At 67.5% G+C, this 18,102-nt stretch carries 17 protein-coding genes; 6 read left to right on the top strand and 11 right to left on the bottom strand.

Features of this window, described 5'->3' with window-relative positions; genetic code table 11:
- Positions 1 to 82 precede the first annotated feature (82 nt).
- Positions 83 to 1,384 (top strand): guanine deaminase, encoded by a 1,302-nt coding sequence (gene guaD / locus L2U69_RS01075; RefSeq protein ID WP_236104498.1) that lies wholly within the window; start codon positions 83 to 85, stop codon positions 1,382 to 1,384.
- On the opposite strand, the gene ade is transcribed toward guaD, so the two are convergent.
- The 3 genes from ade to rpmB all read right to left on the bottom strand — a co-directional run bounded on the left by ade (position 1,371) and on the right by rpmB (position 4,155).
- The gene (ade, locus tag L2U69_RS01070) at positions 1,371 to 3,083 is read right to left on the bottom strand and encodes an adenine deaminase (protein ID WP_236104497.1); all 1,713 of its coding nucleotides are present in this window, start codon (positions 3,081 to 3,083) and stop codon (positions 1,371 to 1,373) included. The genes guaD and ade overlap by 14 nt on opposite strands.
- 186 nt (positions 3,084 to 3,269) lie before the next feature.
- Positions 3,270 to 3,827 carry a queuosine precursor transporter gene (locus tag L2U69_RS01065; RefSeq protein WP_236104496.1) on the bottom strand — a complete coding sequence of 186 codons (558 nt, stop codon included), beginning with the start codon at positions 3,825 to 3,827 and terminating at the stop codon, positions 3,270 to 3,272.
- Between the two features lie 19 nt (positions 3,828 to 3,846).
- Positions 3,847 to 4,155 (bottom strand): 50S ribosomal protein L28, encoded by a 309-nt coding sequence (rpmB, locus tag L2U69_RS01060; protein WP_236104495.1) that lies wholly within the window; start codon positions 4,153 to 4,155, stop codon positions 3,847 to 3,849.
- Positions 4,156 to 4,367: 212 nt separating this feature from the next.
- On the opposite strand from rpmB, the gene L2U69_RS01055 reads away from it, so the two are divergent.
- Positions 4,368 to 5,459, top strand: a complete 1,092-nt coding sequence (locus tag L2U69_RS01055) for an alkene reductase (RefSeq protein ID WP_236104494.1) — start codon at positions 4,368 to 4,370, stop codon at positions 5,457 to 5,459.
- Here the strand turns inward: L2U69_RS01055 and L2U69_RS01050 are convergent.
- From L2U69_RS01050 to meaB, 5 genes are all read right to left on the bottom strand, one after another.
- Entirely contained in the window at positions 5,453 to 6,403 is a 951-nt protein-coding gene (locus L2U69_RS01050) for a Csu type fimbrial protein (protein WP_236104493.1), read from the bottom strand. The two genes, L2U69_RS01055 and L2U69_RS01050, sit on opposite strands and share 7 nt — an antisense overlap.
- Before the next feature lie 23 nt (positions 6,404 to 6,426).
- On the bottom strand, positions 6,427 to 9,009 hold the full coding sequence (locus L2U69_RS01045) for a fimbria/pilus outer membrane usher protein (RefSeq protein ID WP_236104492.1): 2,583 nt from the start codon (positions 9,007 to 9,009) through the stop codon (positions 6,427 to 6,429).
- A complete protein-coding gene (locus tag L2U69_RS01040; RefSeq protein ID WP_236104491.1) occupies positions 8,990 to 9,730 on the bottom strand; it encodes a fimbrial biogenesis chaperone in 741 nt (246 codons plus the stop codon). The genes L2U69_RS01045 and L2U69_RS01040 overlap by 20 nt, the downstream gene beginning before the upstream one ends.
- 19 nt (positions 9,731 to 9,749) lie before the next feature.
- Positions 9,750 to 10,283, bottom strand: a complete 534-nt coding sequence (locus L2U69_RS01035; RefSeq protein WP_236104490.1) for a Csu type fimbrial protein — start codon at positions 10,281 to 10,283, stop codon at positions 9,750 to 9,752.
- Between the two features lie 252 nt (positions 10,284 to 10,535).
- Positions 10,536 to 11,570 (bottom strand): methylmalonyl Co-A mutase-associated GTPase MeaB, encoded by a 1,035-nt coding sequence (gene meaB / locus L2U69_RS01030; protein WP_408065792.1) that lies wholly within the window; start codon positions 11,568 to 11,570, stop codon positions 10,536 to 10,538.
- Between the two features lie 78 nt (positions 11,571 to 11,648).
- Between meaB and L2U69_RS01025 the strand changes: the two genes are divergently transcribed.
- A complete protein-coding gene (locus L2U69_RS01025) occupies positions 11,649 to 12,461 on the top strand; it encodes a DUF3108 domain-containing protein (protein WP_236104489.1) in 813 nt (270 codons plus the stop codon).
- 14 nt (positions 12,462 to 12,475) lie between these two features.
- Positions 12,476 to 13,357: a DUF3108 domain-containing protein gene (locus tag L2U69_RS01020; protein WP_236104488.1), complete on the top strand. Its 882-nt coding sequence runs from the start codon at positions 12,476 to 12,478 to the stop codon at positions 13,355 to 13,357.
- Between the two features lie 67 nt (positions 13,358 to 13,424).
- Here the strand turns inward: L2U69_RS01020 and scpA are convergent, their stop codons facing one another.
- A complete protein-coding gene (scpA, locus tag L2U69_RS01015; protein WP_236104487.1) occupies positions 13,425 to 15,572 on the bottom strand; it encodes a methylmalonyl-CoA mutase in 2,148 nt (715 codons plus the stop codon).
- 162 nt (positions 15,573 to 15,734) lie between these two features.
- Between scpA and L2U69_RS01010 the strand changes: the two genes are divergently transcribed.
- Both L2U69_RS01010 and L2U69_RS01005 read left to right on the top strand, forming a co-directional pair.
- Positions 15,735 to 16,778 (top strand): lipid A deacylase LpxR family protein, encoded by a 1,044-nt coding sequence (locus L2U69_RS01010; RefSeq protein ID WP_236104486.1) that lies wholly within the window; start codon positions 15,735 to 15,737, stop codon positions 16,776 to 16,778.
- A gap of 73 nt (positions 16,779 to 16,851) precedes the next feature.
- On the top strand, positions 16,852 to 17,355 hold the full coding sequence (locus L2U69_RS01005) for a hypothetical protein (protein WP_236104485.1): 504 nt from the start codon (positions 16,852 to 16,854) through the stop codon (positions 17,353 to 17,355).
- 18 nt (positions 17,356 to 17,373) lie between these two features.
- Here the strand turns inward: L2U69_RS01005 and L2U69_RS01000 are convergent, their stop codons facing one another.
- Together L2U69_RS01000 and L2U69_RS00995 are read right to left on the bottom strand one after the other, a co-directional pair.
- Positions 17,374 to 17,811 (bottom strand): hypothetical protein, encoded by a 438-nt coding sequence (locus tag L2U69_RS01000; RefSeq protein ID WP_236104484.1) that lies wholly within the window; start codon positions 17,809 to 17,811, stop codon positions 17,374 to 17,376.
- A complete protein-coding gene (locus tag L2U69_RS00995; RefSeq protein ID WP_236104483.1) occupies positions 17,812 to 18,075 on the bottom strand; it encodes a hypothetical protein in 264 nt (87 codons plus the stop codon). It lies immediately after the preceding gene.
- Positions 18,076 to 18,102 lie beyond the last annotated feature (27 nt).

Below are 18,102 nucleotides of genomic sequence, written 5' to 3'. Positions count from 1 at the left end.
CGAGGGAGAGCGCGCAAGGCCCCTCGCCCCACTCGGGGAGAGGGGTTGGGGTGAGGGGGACGCACGGCCGAAAGGATTTTCGATGTCCTCTCCCCGCGCCCTTCGCGGCCGCCTGCTCGATTTCACCGACGATCCGGCAAAAGCCGGCGCGAGCGCCTTGCGTTATATCGAGGACGGCATCCTGGTCATGGACGGCGGCCGGATCACCGCCCGTGGGCCAGCATCCGGTATTCTGCCCACCCTCGGCGACATGCCGATCGACGATCATTCGGGCCGGCTGATCTTGCCCGGCTTCATCGATCTCCATATCCATTTCCCGCAGAGCCGGGTCATCGCCGCCTTCGGCACCCAACTCATGGATTGGCTGGAACGCTATACGTTTCCGGAGGAATCGCGTCTCGCCGATCCGGCGATCGCGCGAGCCATGGCCGCATTCTTCCTGGACGAACTGCTGGCGAACGGCACCACGACCGCCGTCGTCTACGGCACCGTCCATGCCGGCGCGACCGACGAATTCTTCGCCGAAAGCGCGGCGCGCGACACCCGCATGATCGCCGGCAAGTCGATGATGGACCGCAACGCCCCGGATTTCCTGCGCGACACCGCGCAATCCTCCTACGAGGAGGTGAAGGGGCTGATCGGGCGCTGGCACGGCCGGGGCCGCCAGCATTATGTGGTAACGCCGCGCTTCGCCATCACCTCGACCGACGAGCAGCTCGAAGCCTGCGCGACGCTGCTGCGCGAACACCCCGACGTCTATCTCCAGACCCATCTGTCGGAGAACGACCGCGAGATCGCATTCGTCCGCGAAATCTATCCCTGGGCCGCCAATTACGCCGACGTCTACCGCCGCTTCGGCCTGATGGGGCCCCGCTCCCTCTTCGGCCATTCGATCCATCTGGACGACAGCGAAGTGGCCATGCTGGCCGACAGCGGTTCGGCCGCCATCTTCTGCCCGACCTCCAACACCTTCCTCGGCTCCGGCCTGTTCGACCGCGACCGGCTGGCGGCCGGCGGTGTCCGGATCGGGCTCGCCACCGACGTCGGCGGCGGCACGTCCTATTCCATGCTGGCGACGGCGGGCGAAGCCTACAAGGTCCTGCAGCTGCGCCGCCAGACGCTCCGCCCGCTCGACGCCTTCCACATGATGACCCGGGGCAATGCGGAAGTGCTGGGTCTGGGCGACCGCATCGGCACGCTCGACGTCGGCTCGGATGCGGATGTCGTCGTGCTGGACGCCGGCGCCACCCCCGCCATGGCCCATCGCATGACGGCCGTCGACGGCGATCTCGAACAGGAGCTCTTCGTCCAGATGATCATGGGCGACGACCGTTCCGTAGCCGCCACCTATGTCGCGGGGGCGCGCGCCGTCAGGCGGCGATGAGCTCGAAACGGTCGACGTCGACCACGCCCTTGTCGGTGATCTTCAGGTGCGGGATCACCGGCAGCGGCAGGAAGGCCAGTTGCAGGAAGGGTTCCGGCAGCGGGCAGCCGAGATCGCGGATGACCTGACGGAGCGCCAGCAGATCGGTGCGCACGCCTTCGAACGGCTTCACCGAAATCAGCCCGGCCATGGGCAGGGCCAGTTCGCCCGCCACCCGACCGTTCACCACGGCGACGAAGCCGCCGCCAATCTCGCGCAGACGATTGACAGCCACCGCCATGTCGGCGTCGTCCTGACCCACCACGCAAACATTGTGGCTGTCGTGCCCGACCGAAGAGGCGAGCGCGCCGCGCGTCAGGCCGAACCCCTTCACGAAGCCCCGCCCGATGTTGCGGTTCTTGCCGTGACGGGCGACGACGCAGACCTTCAGCACGTCGTTCGCGGGGTCCGGCAGGCGGATGCCGTCGCGGTACGGCAGCGTCATGGTCAGATGATTGGTGACGACCGATCCCGCCTCGACCCCGATCACGGGACCGCTGGGAGACGAGGCCCGGACCACGAAATCCTCCGCCGTCACGGGATCTAGCTTCATCGAATCGAGACCGATCGGCGACGGCAGCACCCGCGACGCGAACAGATCCGGCGTCACGACGCGCCCGGCGGAAATGACACCATTCACGTCGCAACTCGCCAGATCGTTCAGGAGCACGATATCGGCCCGGCGGCCCGGCGCGATCACGCCCCGATCGCGTAAGCCGAAGCCCTGCGCGGCGGACCAGGAGGCGGCACGATAGGCGTGAGCCACCGGCACGCCGCGCCGGATGGCGGTGCGGATCAGGAAGTCGATATGGCCTTCCTCGTGAATGTCGAGGGGGTTGCGGTCGTCGGTGCAGAAGGCGACGAAGGACGAGGTATCCGCCGTGATCAGGGGCGCCAGGGTCTCCACGTCCTTGCACACCGTGCCTTCGCGGATCAGCACCTGCATGCCCTTCCGCAGTTTTTCCCGCGCTTCCGGCAGGGACGTCGTCTCGTGGCAATTGCGGATGCCGCAGGAGAGATAGGCGTTGAGGTCGCGGCCCGACAGCATGGGCGAATGACCGTCGATATGACAGCCCTCGAAAGCCGCGAGCTTGGCCAGCACGTCCGGATCCTTATAGAGGACGCCGGGCACATTCATGAATTCGGCAAGGCCGATCGAATGCTTGTGGCCCTTGTATCGGACCAGATCGTCGGCGGTCAGTTCCGCCCCCGCCGTCTCCAGATGGGTCGCCGGCACGCAGGACGAAAGCTGGACCTTGAGGTCGAGCACGGTGCCCGCCGCCGCCTCGAGGAAATAGTCGAGCCCGCGGGTGCCCATGACGTTGCAGATCTCGTGGGGGTCGCAGATCGCCGTCGTGGTGCCGCGCGGCAGGACGCAGCGGTCGAATTCGCCGGGCGAAATCAGGCAGGACTCGACATGGACATGGGTATCGATGAAGCCCGGGACACAGGTCAGGCCCTTGCCGTCGATCTCCACCTTGCCGCGATAGCCTTCATAGGTGCCGACGATGCGGTCGCCGCAGATGGCGATGTCGCCCTCGGCGATTTCGGCGGTGAAGACGTTCAGGAAGCGGGTGTTGCGGATGACCACGTCCGCCTCGACCCGGCCGAGAGCCTGGTCGATCAGACGTTCGAGGAAACTCGTGTCGTATTTCGCCATGACGCCGCCGCCTTCCGAAAACAGAACCCGATCATCAATGTAATCGCTTTTCGGCGGATTTGAACGCGACACGCGTACCCGGCGCCCCCAATCACGTCATCCCGGCGCCGGCCGGGATCTCGCGACGAGAAAGGTGCATTTGCCTGGGGAAGATCCCGGTGTTCGCCGGGACGACGCCTTTTGACCTTACGCCGCCTGCGGGCGGCGGGTGAAGGCGATGAAGAGGCGGAAGGGGGCGAGCAGGCCGACGGTGAAGATGAACTTCACGGCCAGATCGCCGGCGGCCCAGCCGATCCAGGGCAGGCCCGAGAAGGCGAAGGCGGCGGTGAAGAAGATCACCGTGTCGACGATCGAGGCGAGCGCGGAGGAGACCAGCGGCGCCCGCCACCAGACCTGACGGCGCAGGCTGTTGAAGATCGTGACGTCGAGCAGCTGGCCGACCAGGAAGGCGAGGCCCGAGGCGGCGGCGATGCGCGGCTCGGACAGCAGGGCCGAGAGCAGCACCGCGACCAGGAAGCCGGCATAGACCACGCGGCGCGCGGCCCCGGCGCCGATCTGGCGGTTGGTCAGATCGGTGACGAAGAAGGCCAGCGGATAGGTGAAGGCACCCCAGGTCAGCCAATCCGCGAGGCCGAAGGGCTCGAACGGATATTGAACCAGGATGTTCGAGGCCACGACGACGGCGACCATCGCCACGATGGCGAAGCCGAAGAACCCGCGATCCGCGCGTGCGATCACCGTCATGGTTGTGTGCCGGCCTGAATCAGGCCGCTTCGGCGGCCGCGGCCGCAGCCTGGACGCGCTGTGCGACCAGCTTCTTCAGGCGGCGCGCCTTCAGCGACAGTTCGTTGTCGCGGGCCTTCAGCAGGAAGCCGTCCAGGCCGCCGTTGTGCTCCACCGAACGCAGGGCATGCGCGGTGATGCGGAAACGGATCGACTGGTTCAGGGCTTCGCTGATCAGCGAAACATTGACCAGATTCGGCAGGAAACGGGTCCGGGTCTTGTTGTTGGCATGGCTGACGTTGTTGCCAACGAGAACGCCCTTGCCGGTCAGTTCGCAGCGCCGCGCCATGTGTGTCTCCCATCGCCTCGCGCAAAAAATCCACGTCACAGGAAGCCTCGGCCCCCTGTGGAAGTCGCGTCTTCTAGACCCGCGAGGCCCGTTCGTCAAGGCCCGAGACCTGCAAATCCCGCGCATGGCCCGGCCATTGCGGCGCCTTGTGGCACCGGCCGCGCTTCCCCAACCTTAAGGCATTCCCGCACACCCCGTGAAGAGTTGAGACCATGACCCGGACCTTCGCCCTCTTCTCGCCCTATCGCCTCGCGGCGATCGACCTTGCCAACCGAATCGTCATGGCGCCGCTGACGCGCGACCGCGCCGGCCCCGGCAATGTGCCGACGCCCCTGATGGCGGACTATTACGCCCAGCGCGCCGGCGCCGGCCTGATCATCTCGGAAGCGAGCCAGGTCTGCCCCGAAGGCCAGGGCTATGAGGCGACGCCCGGCATCCACAGCCCGGAACAGGTCGCCGGCTGGCGCCGCGTCACCGATGCCGTGCATGCCGCCGGCGGGCGCATCTTCATCCAGCTCTGGCATGTCGGGCGCATCTCCAACATCGCCTTCCAGCCGGGGGGCGCCGCCCCGGTGGCACCTTCGGCCGTCAGGGCCAATGCCAAGACCTTCGTGAAGGGCGAATTCGTGCCCACCTCCGAGCCCCGCGCCCTGGAGACGGCGGAAATTCCGGGCGTCGTCGCCGCCTATGCAACGGCGGCACGAAACGCCATGGACGCCGGCTTCGACGGCGTCGAGATCCATGCCGCCAACGGCTATCTGATCGACCAGTTCCTGCGCGACGGTACCAACAGGCGGACGGACGCCTATGGCGGGCCGATCGCCAACCGCACCCGCTTCCTGTTCGAGGTGGTCGATGCCGTCACCGCCGCGATCGGGCCCGAGCGGACGGGGGTGCGCATCGCCCCCATCTCCCCCGCCAACGACATCGCCGACAGCGATCCCACCGCCCTCTTCTCGGCCGTGGTCGACGGGCTCGACGCCAGGGGCGTGCTGTTCATCCATGTCATCGAGGGGGCGACCGGCGGCGCCCGGACCCTGGACCAGCCCTTCGACTTCAAGGCGCTGCGCAAACGCTTCCGGGGCGCCTATATCGCCAACAACGGCTACGACAAGGCCATGGCGGAAGCGGCGCTGGCCGCCGACGACGCCGACCTGATCGCCTTCGGCCGTCCCTTCATCGCCAATCCCGACCTGGTGGAGCGCCTGCGCCGCGACGCCCCCCTGAACGACCTGAAGCGCGAAAGCCTCTATGGTGGCGGGGCCGAGGGCTATACGGATTATCCGGCACTGGCGGATCAATAGACGATCGTGACCGTGACCTGATCGTTGTAGAGCCCCGAAGACGGCGTCGCCTGGGCCGGCACGCGGCCAAAGAAGGACAGGGTCTGGGATCCGCCCGTGCCGGTGCCGCCGAGGGTCGAGGTGCCGGCCGTCCCGTCGCCCCAGAGAATGGTACGCCCGGCGTCGGTGTAGAGCCGGTAGTCGATTGTCTCGCCGCTCGACTGCGTCATGCGGCGCAGCGCCACCGTCGCCCCGAGCCCCTGCCCCGCATTGGCGCGCAGCGTATAGGGTGTCTGCGACGAGCATTGGACGGAAAGGCTGGAGGCGGCGTCGATACTGCCGGTCAGGCTGCCGGTGGTGGCGAAGAGAAGATCATTCGCCGAAACATAGCAGTTCCGCGCCACGGTCGCCGTCACCGGCCCCGTGAAGGACGCCGACGAGAAATCGCCCGCGCCGCAGCCCGGATGACCGGCGCTGTAGTTCCGCAGATAGCGCAGCGTGATGTCCAGATTGGTCGCATAGTCGCCGATCACCGCCGCCGACTGCCCGCCGAACACCCGGCCATAGACCGTCACCGTCGACGTCCGCGTGCCGGGCAGAAGGATCGGATTGGTCTGCGACACGGCCACGGAACTGCCGCCGGCGGGACCGCCGAACACATTCGAACGGGCGGCATCGGTATAGATCTGGAAGCTCAGACGGTTCGCGCCGCTCGCCATCCGACGGTCGAAGACCGTATTGCCGACACTGCCGGCACCGATGTCGACGCAGACATGGTTGTAGGACAGAATCCCGAGGAGGCCGACGGTGCAATTCACCGTGACCGTCGAAGTGACGTCGACGGGAGCCGAGGAGAGCACGTCGACGTCGCCGAAGGCGAGCGGCGAGGCGGAACCGCTGCAGCTCACCTGCTGGGCGGCGGCCGGCGCGGCGGCGACCAGGGCCGCGAACAGCGGTCCGGCCATGCGACGGATTCCGAGGGCTGTCTTCATCGGCACACCAGGGGACCGATCGTCGGGAGAGTGCCCGGCGCCGGCAGATAGGGGGCTTCGGCCGCGCACGACCCGTCGGGCAGGTCGGCGATGATGGTATTCCGGGGTAGGAGTTCGGTCAGATAGGCTTGGCCGTCGTAGCCGACCACGGATTGCGCGGCACCGGACGCGAGGCGCACCATGGTGCCCGGCGCCAGGGGCCTGCCGTCGCCATCGTGCAGGATGAAGGTCGCCCCGGCGACCCTGGTGACCGGGAACGGCACCAGCACCCCGGCGCGCGCCTCGGGCGCGATCGTGGCCTTGACCCGGCCGACCGCGACATCGGCCGGCATGCCCCCGGTTTCGATCGACAGGTGATTGCGCTGATAGGCGCGAAGATCCGGCACGAGGAAATAGCCGTCGCCATTGGTGCGGCCGATGTCGCGGTTCTCGACCAGAACCGGCACGTCCGGCACGCCGTTGGTGGAGACAACGGCGAAACCATCGTCGACGCTGCGCCCGGCGATCACGGCCTCGTCCATCACCGCGACGGCGCCCCGCGCGCTGAGAGTCCCCGCGACATCGCCGTTCAGAACCTCGATGCCCGCCCAGGTCTCGCCGACGGCCCCCCTGTAGCCGCCGGACCCGAAGAACTGCGTGTCCCCCGCGTATTCGAAGGCCCGCGCGTTGAAACCGAAGCCGCCTTCATAGGGAATCGAGCGCGTCACGCTGGCACCGAGGCCGAGCCGGCCGTCGTCATAGCGCATGTTGGTGGACGCGCTGATCCGGTTGCCGAAACTGTAGGAAAGCCCGACGAAACCGCCATAGCGGTCGTCCTCCGCGAAATCCCGGAAGGCAGAGGCGTAGAAGGAGCTGCGCCTGCCGAGCGGAACCGAATAGGACATGGAGGCGAGATTGACGTCGCCGCCTTCGCTGAAGGAATCATATTGGACATAGCCGAGGCCGATGGCGCCCGATGCGCCGACGGGCACGGAAAGACCGGCGGTGAGTTGCAGCCGGGGCGGCTCGAACCCCTCGATCATCGAGAGATCGCCGAAATCCCGCTCCGTCAGGGTCGCGGCCGTATTGAACGAGAAACGCCGCCCCGACCAGTTGTAGCCGGCGGAGAATTGGGTTCCGACGCCCTTCTCGCCCGAACTGGCGGCGCCCGCCAGCCGGAGAACGCCCGCCTGGCCGAGGCGCAGAACGCCGCCCGCCCCCGCCATCGCCACGTCGCCGGATCCTTCGGCATGGCCTTCCAGGGTCAGCCATCCGGTCAGGCCGTAGCGCAGGCTGGCGCTGCCGGCGAGATCATTCGCGTAGGAGAAGGACTCGAAGCCGTAGTCGCGCCGGATGTAGCCGGCCTCCAGGGAGAAGTCGCTGCGCCCCTCGTCCAGCAAGGTCGCGTCGAGATAGAGCGGCAGCACCTGGCGGCTCTCGCGCCCCAGCGCGTCGCGGATCACGATCACCGCGTCGCCGCTGCCGGTCAGCAGCGGCGGCTGGTCGATGACGAAGGGCCCGCCGGGCACATCCTCGCTGAGCTGGCGTACGTTGTTGACATAGAGTTCGACCGTCGACGGCACCGGGGCCACGCCGTCCAGGCGCGGCAGGGAATAGGTCACGAGATCGGGCTGCAGGGAAAAATTGCGCTGGATCTGGATGCCGCCGAAGCGGACCGGCCGAACCCAGGCCAGAGCGCCCGAAATGGCATCGCCCAGGCGATAGGAGACCATTTCCGCCGCGTCGGCGAAGGACCAGCTGGAATCGAGACGCAGGACGGTCTCGTCGCGGGAGACGCCGATCATCGCGTCGTCGCCGAAGCCGATGATGCCTGTATTGGCGATCAGGCCCGGCAGAAAGCCGAACACGCGGTTTTCGAGGAACAGGGAGCCGACCGTGCCGCCATCGCTGACGCGGCCGAAGAAGTCGTAATTGGTCACGGTCCCGGGATCCGCCTCGGGCGTGATCGGGCGGAGCGGACGGGCGCCAATGCGGGTGGCCAGCAGGCGTTCCGGCGCCGCTGTCAATTCGATGCGCTGGCGCGCGGAATCATGGCGATAGCGAAGCCCGGAGAGGCCATCGAGCGCGACGAGTCGGGTTTCGGGATCGGCATCCGCCGCATCCGCGACGATACCGACCTCGTTCAATTCGCCGACGCTGGCGAAGAAGCGGCCCAGCCTTTCGGTGAAGCGCGCCACCATGCCGGTCGAGGCACCGTTCACGAAGACTTCGAGCACGAGTTCGTGATCGGCCTGCACCAGTTCGGCGGCGCTCGCCCCGTGATCGATGCGGGCGACGACGGACGGCGTCGCGTCGGGGGCCGGCACGGCATCGCCGAATTCGCCGGTCGCGCCCGAAGCCGCGGCGCCCTTCGATGCGGGTGGCGGCAGATCGGCGACGACACCGTAGCCGACGCCCGGAATATGGCCGCGGGTCACCCCGCCGGACTTGGTTCCGACAACCTCGGCCGACGAACGATCGACGATCGGCACGATGACCGTCTCGGCGGCATGAGCCGGCATCGCGGCGACCTGCAGCCACATGACGGCCGTAACGACGGGAACGACATGGGCGCGGCGTTCAGGGGACCGCCAGGACATGTTCCGTCTCGCGGCCGTCGACCCGGGCCCTGACGGTCACCGTGTTCCCGGCGCCCGCCGCCGCGAGGTCGGGCGGCAGCGGCCAGTCCAGGAAGCTGTCGGCGAGGACATAGCCGAGAAGCCCCTCGGCCAGGGCGCGTTCCTGCCCGCCCGCCGCGACCGAAGCCGCGCTCAGCCGGGCGCGGTCGCCACCGCCATTGCGGATCCGCAGCACGTGGCCGGCGCCCGACCGCTCGATCGACCAGGCAAGATCGGCGCGCCGCGCCGTATCCGGCGTGAAGAAGACCGGCAGGGAATAGCGCAGGTTCAACGCCACGCGCGACGGGCCGATCCGCGTCGGATCCGACGGCAATTCGTCGATCAGCAGGCGATAGGCTTCCTGCCCCTCCAGCGGCGCATCGCCGATGCGCACGATGCGAACGATCTGCTCCCCGCCCGGCGGCACCTGCTGGATCGGCGGGCTGGCGGCGACGCGGGAGGTCTGCTCGAGAACCTCCCGGCCGTCGACCAGCCGCCAGCCGAAGACCCGGACCTGGGCATAGATCGGTACGGTACCGGAATTGCGCAGGACCAGGGATGTCGTGGCCTGCGGTGCCACCACGTCGAAAGTCACCGGAGAGACGTTCAGGCTCGCCGCGCGCGCCTGCCCCGCGACGCCCACGGCAATCGCGGCCGACAGGAACAGGCCGGCGAGCCTGCCGAAGCAGGCTCGGTTCGCCATCGGACCCTCGTCTACCCGATCAGAACGAGATCGTGACGGTCACATTGTCGTTGTAGGTGCCGGCCTGTGGCGTCGTCTGCGTCGGCACGCGGCCGTAGACCGTCAGGGTCTGCGTGTCGCCGCTGCCGATGCCCGTCACCAGGCTGGTGCCCGACACCGCCGTCGAGGACCCGCCCGCACTGGTCGCGATGGCACCCCAGACGTTCGAGCGCGAGGCATTGGTATAGAGTTCGTAGCTGATGGTCTCGCTCGACGGGCCGCCGGTCATCTGGCGCCGCGTGGGCGAGGACTGCGGGCTCGCGCCGTCGGAAATGCCGACCGCGTAGTCGAGCCCGGCGGTGCACAGCACGTCCATCGTCGTCGTCGAATCGATACTGGTGTCGAGGACGCCCACGGCGCCCGAGCCGAAGACGAGGTCGTTGGCCGAAATCGTGCAGTCGTTGCCGATTTCGATGGAAACGTTGAATGTCGTCGTCTTCTCGGCCGCGAGGCCGGGAAGGGCGACGGCGGCCGAAATGGCGAGCGCCGCGGCCGACGCGAAGAACCTGTTCATACCCACTCCCCCTTGTCCCCCTTGCTCTGCCACGCCCCTGTGGCCGGCGCCCCTGTCGCGCCGACGTCCCTGTCGCGGCCCGACGGCGATCGAAACCGCCGACAGCCATAAATTTGGACGAAGTTCAAAGAAACGGAGGCCGGAAAATCACCATTCTGGCGTGTATCGAGGCCATTCAATCCCAGATCAGGGCATTAACGGCGAAAATTAACCATAAAATTGCATAAGGGAGGCGCCATTTCGGGCCGGCGTTCACTCCGGCCGGACGGTCCGGCCGAGAAATGCCGTCAGCAGCCGTTCGGCCGCCAGGGTCGGTGTCGTTTCCCCGGCGAGGACGGCGCGTTCGAGAGCCGGCGCCTGGTCGGCGACGGCGGGATGCTCCTTCAGGGCGGCGATCAAGCCTTCCTCGATCTCGCGCCAGAGGGCGGCACGGGCCTGTTCGGCGCGGAGCTTGGCCAGTTCCCCCGTCGTCTCCATGGCGGTGCGGAAGCGGCCGATCGCCTCCCACACGGTATCGAGGCCCCTGGCCGCGACGGCGGACACGGTCAGCACTTCGGCGCGCCAGCACGGCACCTTGGGCCGCATCAGGTGCAGCGCCATGCGCAATTCGCCCGCCGCGCGGCCGGCGGCCGCCGCGAGGTCGCCGTCCGCCTTGGTGACGATCAGCAGGTCGGCCAGCTCCATGATGCCGCGCTTGATGCCCTGGAGATCGTCGCCGCCCGCCGGGCTGGCCAGCAGGACGAAGAGATCGACCATGTCGGCGACCGCCGTCTCGGACTGGCCGACGCCGACGGTCTCGATGAAGACGACGTCGAAGCCCGCCGCCTCGGTCAGCAGCATGGCTTCGCGGGTGCGCCGCGCGACGCCGCCCAGGGTCCCGCCGGAGGGGCTGGGCCTGATATAGGCGTTCGCCTCCCTGGCCAGGGTTTCCATGCGCGTCTTGTCGCCGAGGATCGAGCCGCCGGACAGGCTGGACGAGGGATCGACGGCGAGAACCGCGACCTTCAGGCCGTGGCGGATCAGGTGCATGCCGAAGGCTTCGATGAAGGTGGATTTGCCGACACCCGGCGGGCCGGAGAAGCCGATGCGGATCGCCTTGCCCGTCGCCGGCAACAGGTGTTCGATCAGGCGCGAAGCCTGGCCCCGGTGATCGCGCCGCGTCGATTCGACCAGGGTGATGGCACGCGCCAGCGCGCGGCGCTGGCCGGCCAGAATGCCGGCGGCGAGGGCTTCGGTCTGGGGTGACATGCTTTCCGGCGCGCCGGCGGGGATGGAACCTGTCATCATGGGCTGGATTTATCAGTACGGGCATCGCCCGCAAAGCCCCGTCGGCCGTTTTCGTATGGATTTGCAGTGGACGCTTCGATGGATGTCGCCAAGACCGAGGACAGACCCCTTTCCCCGACCGGCTCGGCCGAACGGGTCGACCTGACCTATCGCATCATGGTCGGCGGCATCGGCTTCGCCGAAGTCGACACGCGAACCACCTTCGACGGCGGACGCTATGCCGTGGAGGCCGTGGCACGCACGACCGGTGCCTTCGACCTGCTGCTGAAGCTCCGACTGTGGAGCCGGGTCGACGGCGCGCTGGGGCCGCGAGGCACCGTCGCCGGCGCCCGAGCCCATCGGTTCGAGGCGCGCTATCACACCCGTGCCACGCGGCTGCAATCGGTCGACGTCGCCTTCGGCGACGACGGCCCGAGCCGGATCGTCACCGAACCGCCGGAGCCGCCGGTCGAGGCGCCGGATTTCCTGACCGGTGCGCTCGATCCCGCCACCGTCTCGCTGCTCGCCGCCCAGCCGGAGTTGATCGACCGGCGGCTGCGCGGCAACATCCGCATGTTCGACGGGCGCAAGCGTTTCGACGTCGCGCTGGATCACCAGGGCCCGGAGACGCTGGCGGCGGAACGCCGGCCGTTCTATGCCGGCGAGGCCGTGCGCTGCGTGATCCGCTATCGCCGGATCAGAAAGCCGAGCCCGGCCTGGGACCGCGCGCGCGACCGCAACTACCCGAAGGCGCTGGAGGCCTGGTTCGCCAGTTTCCCCGATCTGCCCCGGCCGGTGCCGGTGAAGGCGTGCTTTCACACCAGATTCGGCGAGGCGGTGGCCCAGCTCGTCGCCCGCGACATCACCAGGGCCGAGGGCCTCGCCCCTCTGCCCGCCGATCCCATCGCCTGAAGCGGAGGTCTCCCATGATGCCGATCGCCCGTCGCCTTCTCGCCCTCGCGGCCGCCGCCGCGTTCCTCGGCCCGCCGCTCGCCACCGGGGCGCTTGCGTCGGCCGAGCGGGTCGACCTGACCTATCGGGTGTTCCTGGGCGGCATTCCCATCGTCGAGGTCGACACCAGGACCACGGTCGACGGCGATCGCTACCGCATGGACAGCCTGACCCGCACCGTCGGCCTGTGGGAATCCCTGTTCAAGGCCCGGATGCAGAGCCGCGTCGACGGCGAAATGGCGAGTGACGACGCTTCGGCCCGGCCCGACCTCTATCAGGTGCGCTATGACGGCCGCGTCGGCAAGCGCCGCTCCATCGACGTCTATTTCGATGCCGACGGACCGGAAGAGATCGTCACCGTGCCGCCCAATGCCGAGGACGGCCGCCGCCCGGTCGAGCCGGAATTCCTGATGGGCGCCATGGATCCCGCGACCGCCGCCATGCTGGCGGCCGAGGCGGGCCCGGACGATCGCATCTGTCAGCGCGAATTCAAGATCTTCGACGGCCGCCGGCGTTACGACATCGCCTTCGAGAACAAGGGCCCCGAGACGATCGAGGCCCATGGCGATACGTTCTTCTCGGGCGAGGCGGTCCATTGCGTGATCCGCTATCGCCGCATCAAGGGCTTCGATCCGTCGTGGGAGCGGACCGACGCCAGGAAATATCCGAACGAGATCGACATCTGGTTCGCCCGCTTCCCCGACCTGCCCCGCGCCATCCCGGTCAAGGTGCAGGTGAAGACGGAATACGGCATCGCCATGGCCCAGTTGGTCGCCCGCGGCCTGACCCCGACCGACAGTCTCGGCGCCGCCGCCGCCCTCCTGCCCCCGCCCGACATCAAGCACATGGGCGGGTAACGGGAAGCGGTCCCATCAAGGAAAAGGCGGGGTCTCCCCCGCCTTTCGCTTTCCGACCGGAAGCGCCTCAGGCCGCCTGACGGCGCTTGGCGATGATCGACATGATCTCGGCGGCGGCGGCCGGGATATTGGTGCCGGGGCCGTAGATCGCGGCGACGCCCGCCTTGTAGAGGAAGTCGTAGTCCTGCGCCGGGATGACGCCGCCGCAGACCACCAGCACGTCCTCGGCGCCGGCCTTCTTCAGTTCGGCGATCAATTCCGGCACCAGGGTCTTGTGACCCGCCGCCTGGGACGAGACGCCGACGACATGGACGTCGTTCTCGACCGCGTCGCGCGCGACCTCCGCCGGGGTCTGGAACAGGGAGCCGACGTCGACGTCGAAGCCGATGTCGGCGAAGGCGGTGGCGATCACCTTGGCGCCGCGATCGTGGCCGTCCTGACCCATCTTGGCGACCAGCATGCGCGGCCGCCGGCCTTCGTCGCGGGCGAAGGCGGCGACTTCCTGGCGGATGCGCTCGAAGCCCTCGTCCCCGTCATAGGCCGCGCCATAGACGCCGGAGATGGAGCGGATCACCGCCTTGTGGCGGGTGAAGACCTTCTCGAGCGCGTCCGAGATCTCGCCGACGGTGGCGCGCACCCGCGCCGCCTTGACCGAGAGGTCGAGCAGATTGGCATCGCCCCTGGCGCCTTCGGTCAGGGCCTCGAGCGCGGCCTGCACCGCCGCTTCGTCGCGGGTCTCGCGGATCTTCTTCAGGCGGGCGACCTGGGCCTCGCGGACGGCGACATTGTCGACGTCCAGGATGTCGACCGGCTCTTCTTCCTTCAGGCGGTACTTGTTCACGCCGACGATGACTTCCTCGCCCCGGTCGACGGCGGCCTGGCGCCGCGCCGCCGATTCCTCGATGCGGAGCTTGGGCAGGCCGCTCTCGACCGCCTTGGTCATGCCGCCCATGTCCTCCACTTCCTGGATCAGCTTGCGCGCTTCCCGGACCAGTTCGGCGGTCAGGCTCTCGACATAATAGGAGCCGCCCAGGGGATCGACGACATGGGTGACGCCGGTCTCCTCCGCCAGGATGAGCTGGGTGTTGCGGGCGATGCGGGCCGAGAATTCGGTCGGCAGGGCGATCGCCTCGTCCAGCGAATTGGTGTGCAGCGACTGGGTGCCGCCGAAGATCGCCGCCATCGCCTCATAGGCCGTGCGCACGACATTGTTGTAGGGATCCTGCTCGGTCAGCGAGACGCCGGAGGTCTGGCAATGGGTGCGCAGCATCAGGCTGGACGGTTTCTTCGGATTGAACTGGGCCATCAGCTCGGCCCAGAGGAAGCGGGCGGCGCGCAGCTTGGCCACTTCCATGAAGAAGTTCATGCCGATGGCGAAGAAGAACGACAGGCGGCCGGCGAAGGCGTCGACGTCGAGCCCCTTGGAGAGCGCGGCGCGGACGTATTCGAGGCCGTCGGCCAGCGTATAGGCCAGCTCCTGGAGCTGGTTCGCGCCGGCTTCCTGCATGTGGTAGCCGGAGATCGAGATCGAGTTGAACTTCGGCATGTTGGCCGAGGTATAGGAGATGATGTCCGCGATGATCCGCATCGAGGGCTCGGGCGGATAGATATAGGTGTTGCGGACCATGAACTCCTTCAGGATGTCGTTCTGGATCGTGCCCGACAGCTTGTCCTGGGAGACGCCTTGTTCCTCCGCCGCGATGATGTAGTTGGCGAGGCAGGGCAGCACCGCGCCGTTCATGGTCATGGAGACCGACATCTTGTCGAGCGGGATGCCGTCGAAGAGGATCTTCATGTCCTCGACGCTGTCGATGGCGACGCCGGCCTTGCCCACGTCGCCGGTGACGCGCGGATGGTCGCTGTCATAGCCCCGGTGGGTGGCGAGGTCGAAGGCGATGGAAAGGCCCATCTGCCCGGCGGCCAGATTCTTGCGGTAGAAGGCGTTCGAGGCTTCGGCCGTCGAGAACCCGGCATATTGGCGGATGGTCCAGGGCCGGTTGGCGTACATGGACGCGCGCACGCCGCGCGTGAAGGGCGCGAAACCCGGCAGCGTGTCGGCCGTCTCCAGCCCCGCGACGTCGGCCGCCGTATAGAGCGGCTTCACCGCGATGCCTTCCGGCGTCTGCCACGTCAGGCCTTCCGCAGTCCCGCCCTTGAGTTCCTTCTCAACGAGAGCCTGCCAGTCCTCCAGGCTACGCTTCGGAAAATCGGCCATCACCCGCCATCCCCTTACAATTCCACCGTCGTAATAGGATCTTCGCACTGCGAAAGTCAATCGACGGGCAGACTCAACCATTGGAGAATGGGCCGATTCTCCGCCCATTCGAGGGGGCGGGCCCGTGGACGAAAATCGACCGGCGACGGAAAGGAGAAGGCGATGCATTCGAGGCACGACGAAGAGCGGGGCCGCCGGGCACGGACGCGCCATGCCGTTCTCGCCCCCCTCCTTCTTCCCCTCTGCGTCTCGCCGGCCCTGGCGCAGGAAAGCGTCGCGCCGCTGCGGGACCCGAACGGCACCCTGACGTTCCAGATCGAGAACGACACCATCGCCGACACCGACCGCTATTATACCAATGGCGCGCAGATCTCCTGGCTGTCGCCCTCGTCGCCGCCCTCCTTCGTGACCGACGTCGGCAAGCTCGGCGCCTTTCTCTATGCGCCGGAATCGCAGCTTCGCTGGGGTTTCGGCATCGGCCAGATGATCTTCACGCCGGAAGACACCTCGATCGCGGTGCCCGATCCCGCCGACAGGCCCTATGCCGGCTATCTGTTCGGCAGCGTCTCCTTCCTCGCCTATACGGAGGAAGTGCTGAACACCTTCGAACTCCAGTTCGGCGTCGTCGGGCCCTCGGCGCTCGGCGAGCAGATCCAGAACACGGTCCACGACATCATCAACGACAATCCGGCCCGGGGCTGGGACCATCAGCTGAAGGACGAAGCGGCGATCAATCTGACCTTCGACCGCAAGTGGCGCGCCGTCAGCCTGACCGGCGAGACGACGGGCATCGGCATCGACGTCACCCCCAACGTCACGGTCGCGGTCGGCAATGTCTCAACCTATGCCGCCGCCGGGCTGATGCTGCGCCTCGGCCAGAACCTGCGCGCCGATTTCGGCGCGCCGCGCATCCGCCCGGCGCTGGCCGGCACCGCCTTCTACGACAAGCGCGAGGGGTTCGGCTGGTATCTGTTCGGCGGCATATCGGGGCGCGTGGTGCTGCGCGACATCTTCCTCGACGGCAATACATTCCGCGATGGTCCATCGGTCGACAAGCGGCCGCTGGTCGGCGATCTCCAGGCCGGCGCCGCCGTCTTCCTGGGCGCCACCCGCCTCACCTACAGCTATGTCCTGCGCAGCGAGGAATTCGAGGGCCAGAAGAACAATTCCGCCTTCGGCGCCCTCAGCCTGAGCTGGAGTTTCTGAAGCCCGGCCGTGCGGGAATGACGGTTCGAAGGGACTGGAAATTCTAACCATAATGGGTATACTTATAACCATTATGGTTGGTAATCCTCGGAACCATAGCGCCCGGCGCCCCCTGCGCCATGTCGCGGTCGATTTCCTGCTGGCCCCCCTGGCGCCGGCGGCGGTGCTCGCGCTGTCGGAGCCGCCGACCGTCGACCGCATGTTCTACTTCATCTTCGCGGCACTGGCCGGCGGCTATCTGCCGGCACTGGCCTTCGGCCTGCCGCTCTATCCGCTGGTGCGCGGCGTCCTGTGGCGCCTGCGGTGGGCGATCAGCTTCGGCGCCACCGTCGCCGCCCTGCCCTGGCTGCTGGCGATGGCGTTCCTCGGCCGCGCCGATCTGATGGCGAATACGCAGATCGCCTTTTCCCACGGCCTCGCGGTCTCGCTCCACAGCGGCGAAGGGCCGGCCCTGATCGTCGCCGCCGCCATGCTCGGGGCGCTGGCCGGCCTGATCTTCTGGATCGTCACCGCGACCGAGATCGGCGAACTCCTCGACTTCGACGACGCCGGCCAGCGCCCGCTTCAACCGTCGTGACGCGGACGGCACCCGGCGTCAGTTGGTCGGAATGAAGATCGGCATGATCGGCGCGCTGGGGGCCCGTTCCGGGGTGATCGTCTTCGTCTCGGACTGGGAGCGGAAATCGATCACCTTGTCGTCGGGGCCCAGCAGGATCTCCAGGAACGACAGTTCGATGTCACGCGTGCCGGTGTAGAAGGCACTGCGTCCGATGCCGATGTAGCTGTAGTTGATCTGGCGATTGCCCTTATCCCGGACGAGAGGATAGATGGTCTCGCCCGCCGGCGTGCCCAGCAGTTCGATGACTTGCGCCTTGGTCGTGACGCCCCGCTGCAACTGGCCGATACGGCTCGCGTCGAAGCGGGTCGAAGCCCCCTCCATGTCGCTCGTGAAATTGTAGGACACGACCCGGTCGTTCCACAGGACGAAGACGACATTCTTGAAGTCCCGCTCTCCAAAGCCGTCCGACTTCATCTAGTCGTAATCCAGGCGCGCGAAAGAGCCTTCGACCGGCATCGGGTCGAAGGGCGACGTCACCTTGGCGATCTGCTCGGGCGTGGGTTTCGGGGCGATACCGCCTTGCCGGCGTCCGGGGGCGCCGAAACGGGCGATCACATCCTGTTCGGTCGAAACGCCGACCGTCACATTGGCGGCGCTGGGCCGCGCGAAATCTGTGCCGCTGGCGCAGGCAGCCAGAACCAGCGCGGACGCAAGGAGGGTGGCCAGAGATTTGAACATCGGGATTTTCTGTTGCAATGAACCGAT

Source organism: Zavarzinia marina, assembly GCF_021568905.1.
Taxonomy (GTDB): domain Bacteria; phylum Pseudomonadota; class Alphaproteobacteria; order Zavarziniales; family Zavarziniaceae; genus Zavarzinia; species Zavarzinia marina.
This window is presented reverse-complemented; position numbering and strand designations above follow the sequence as displayed.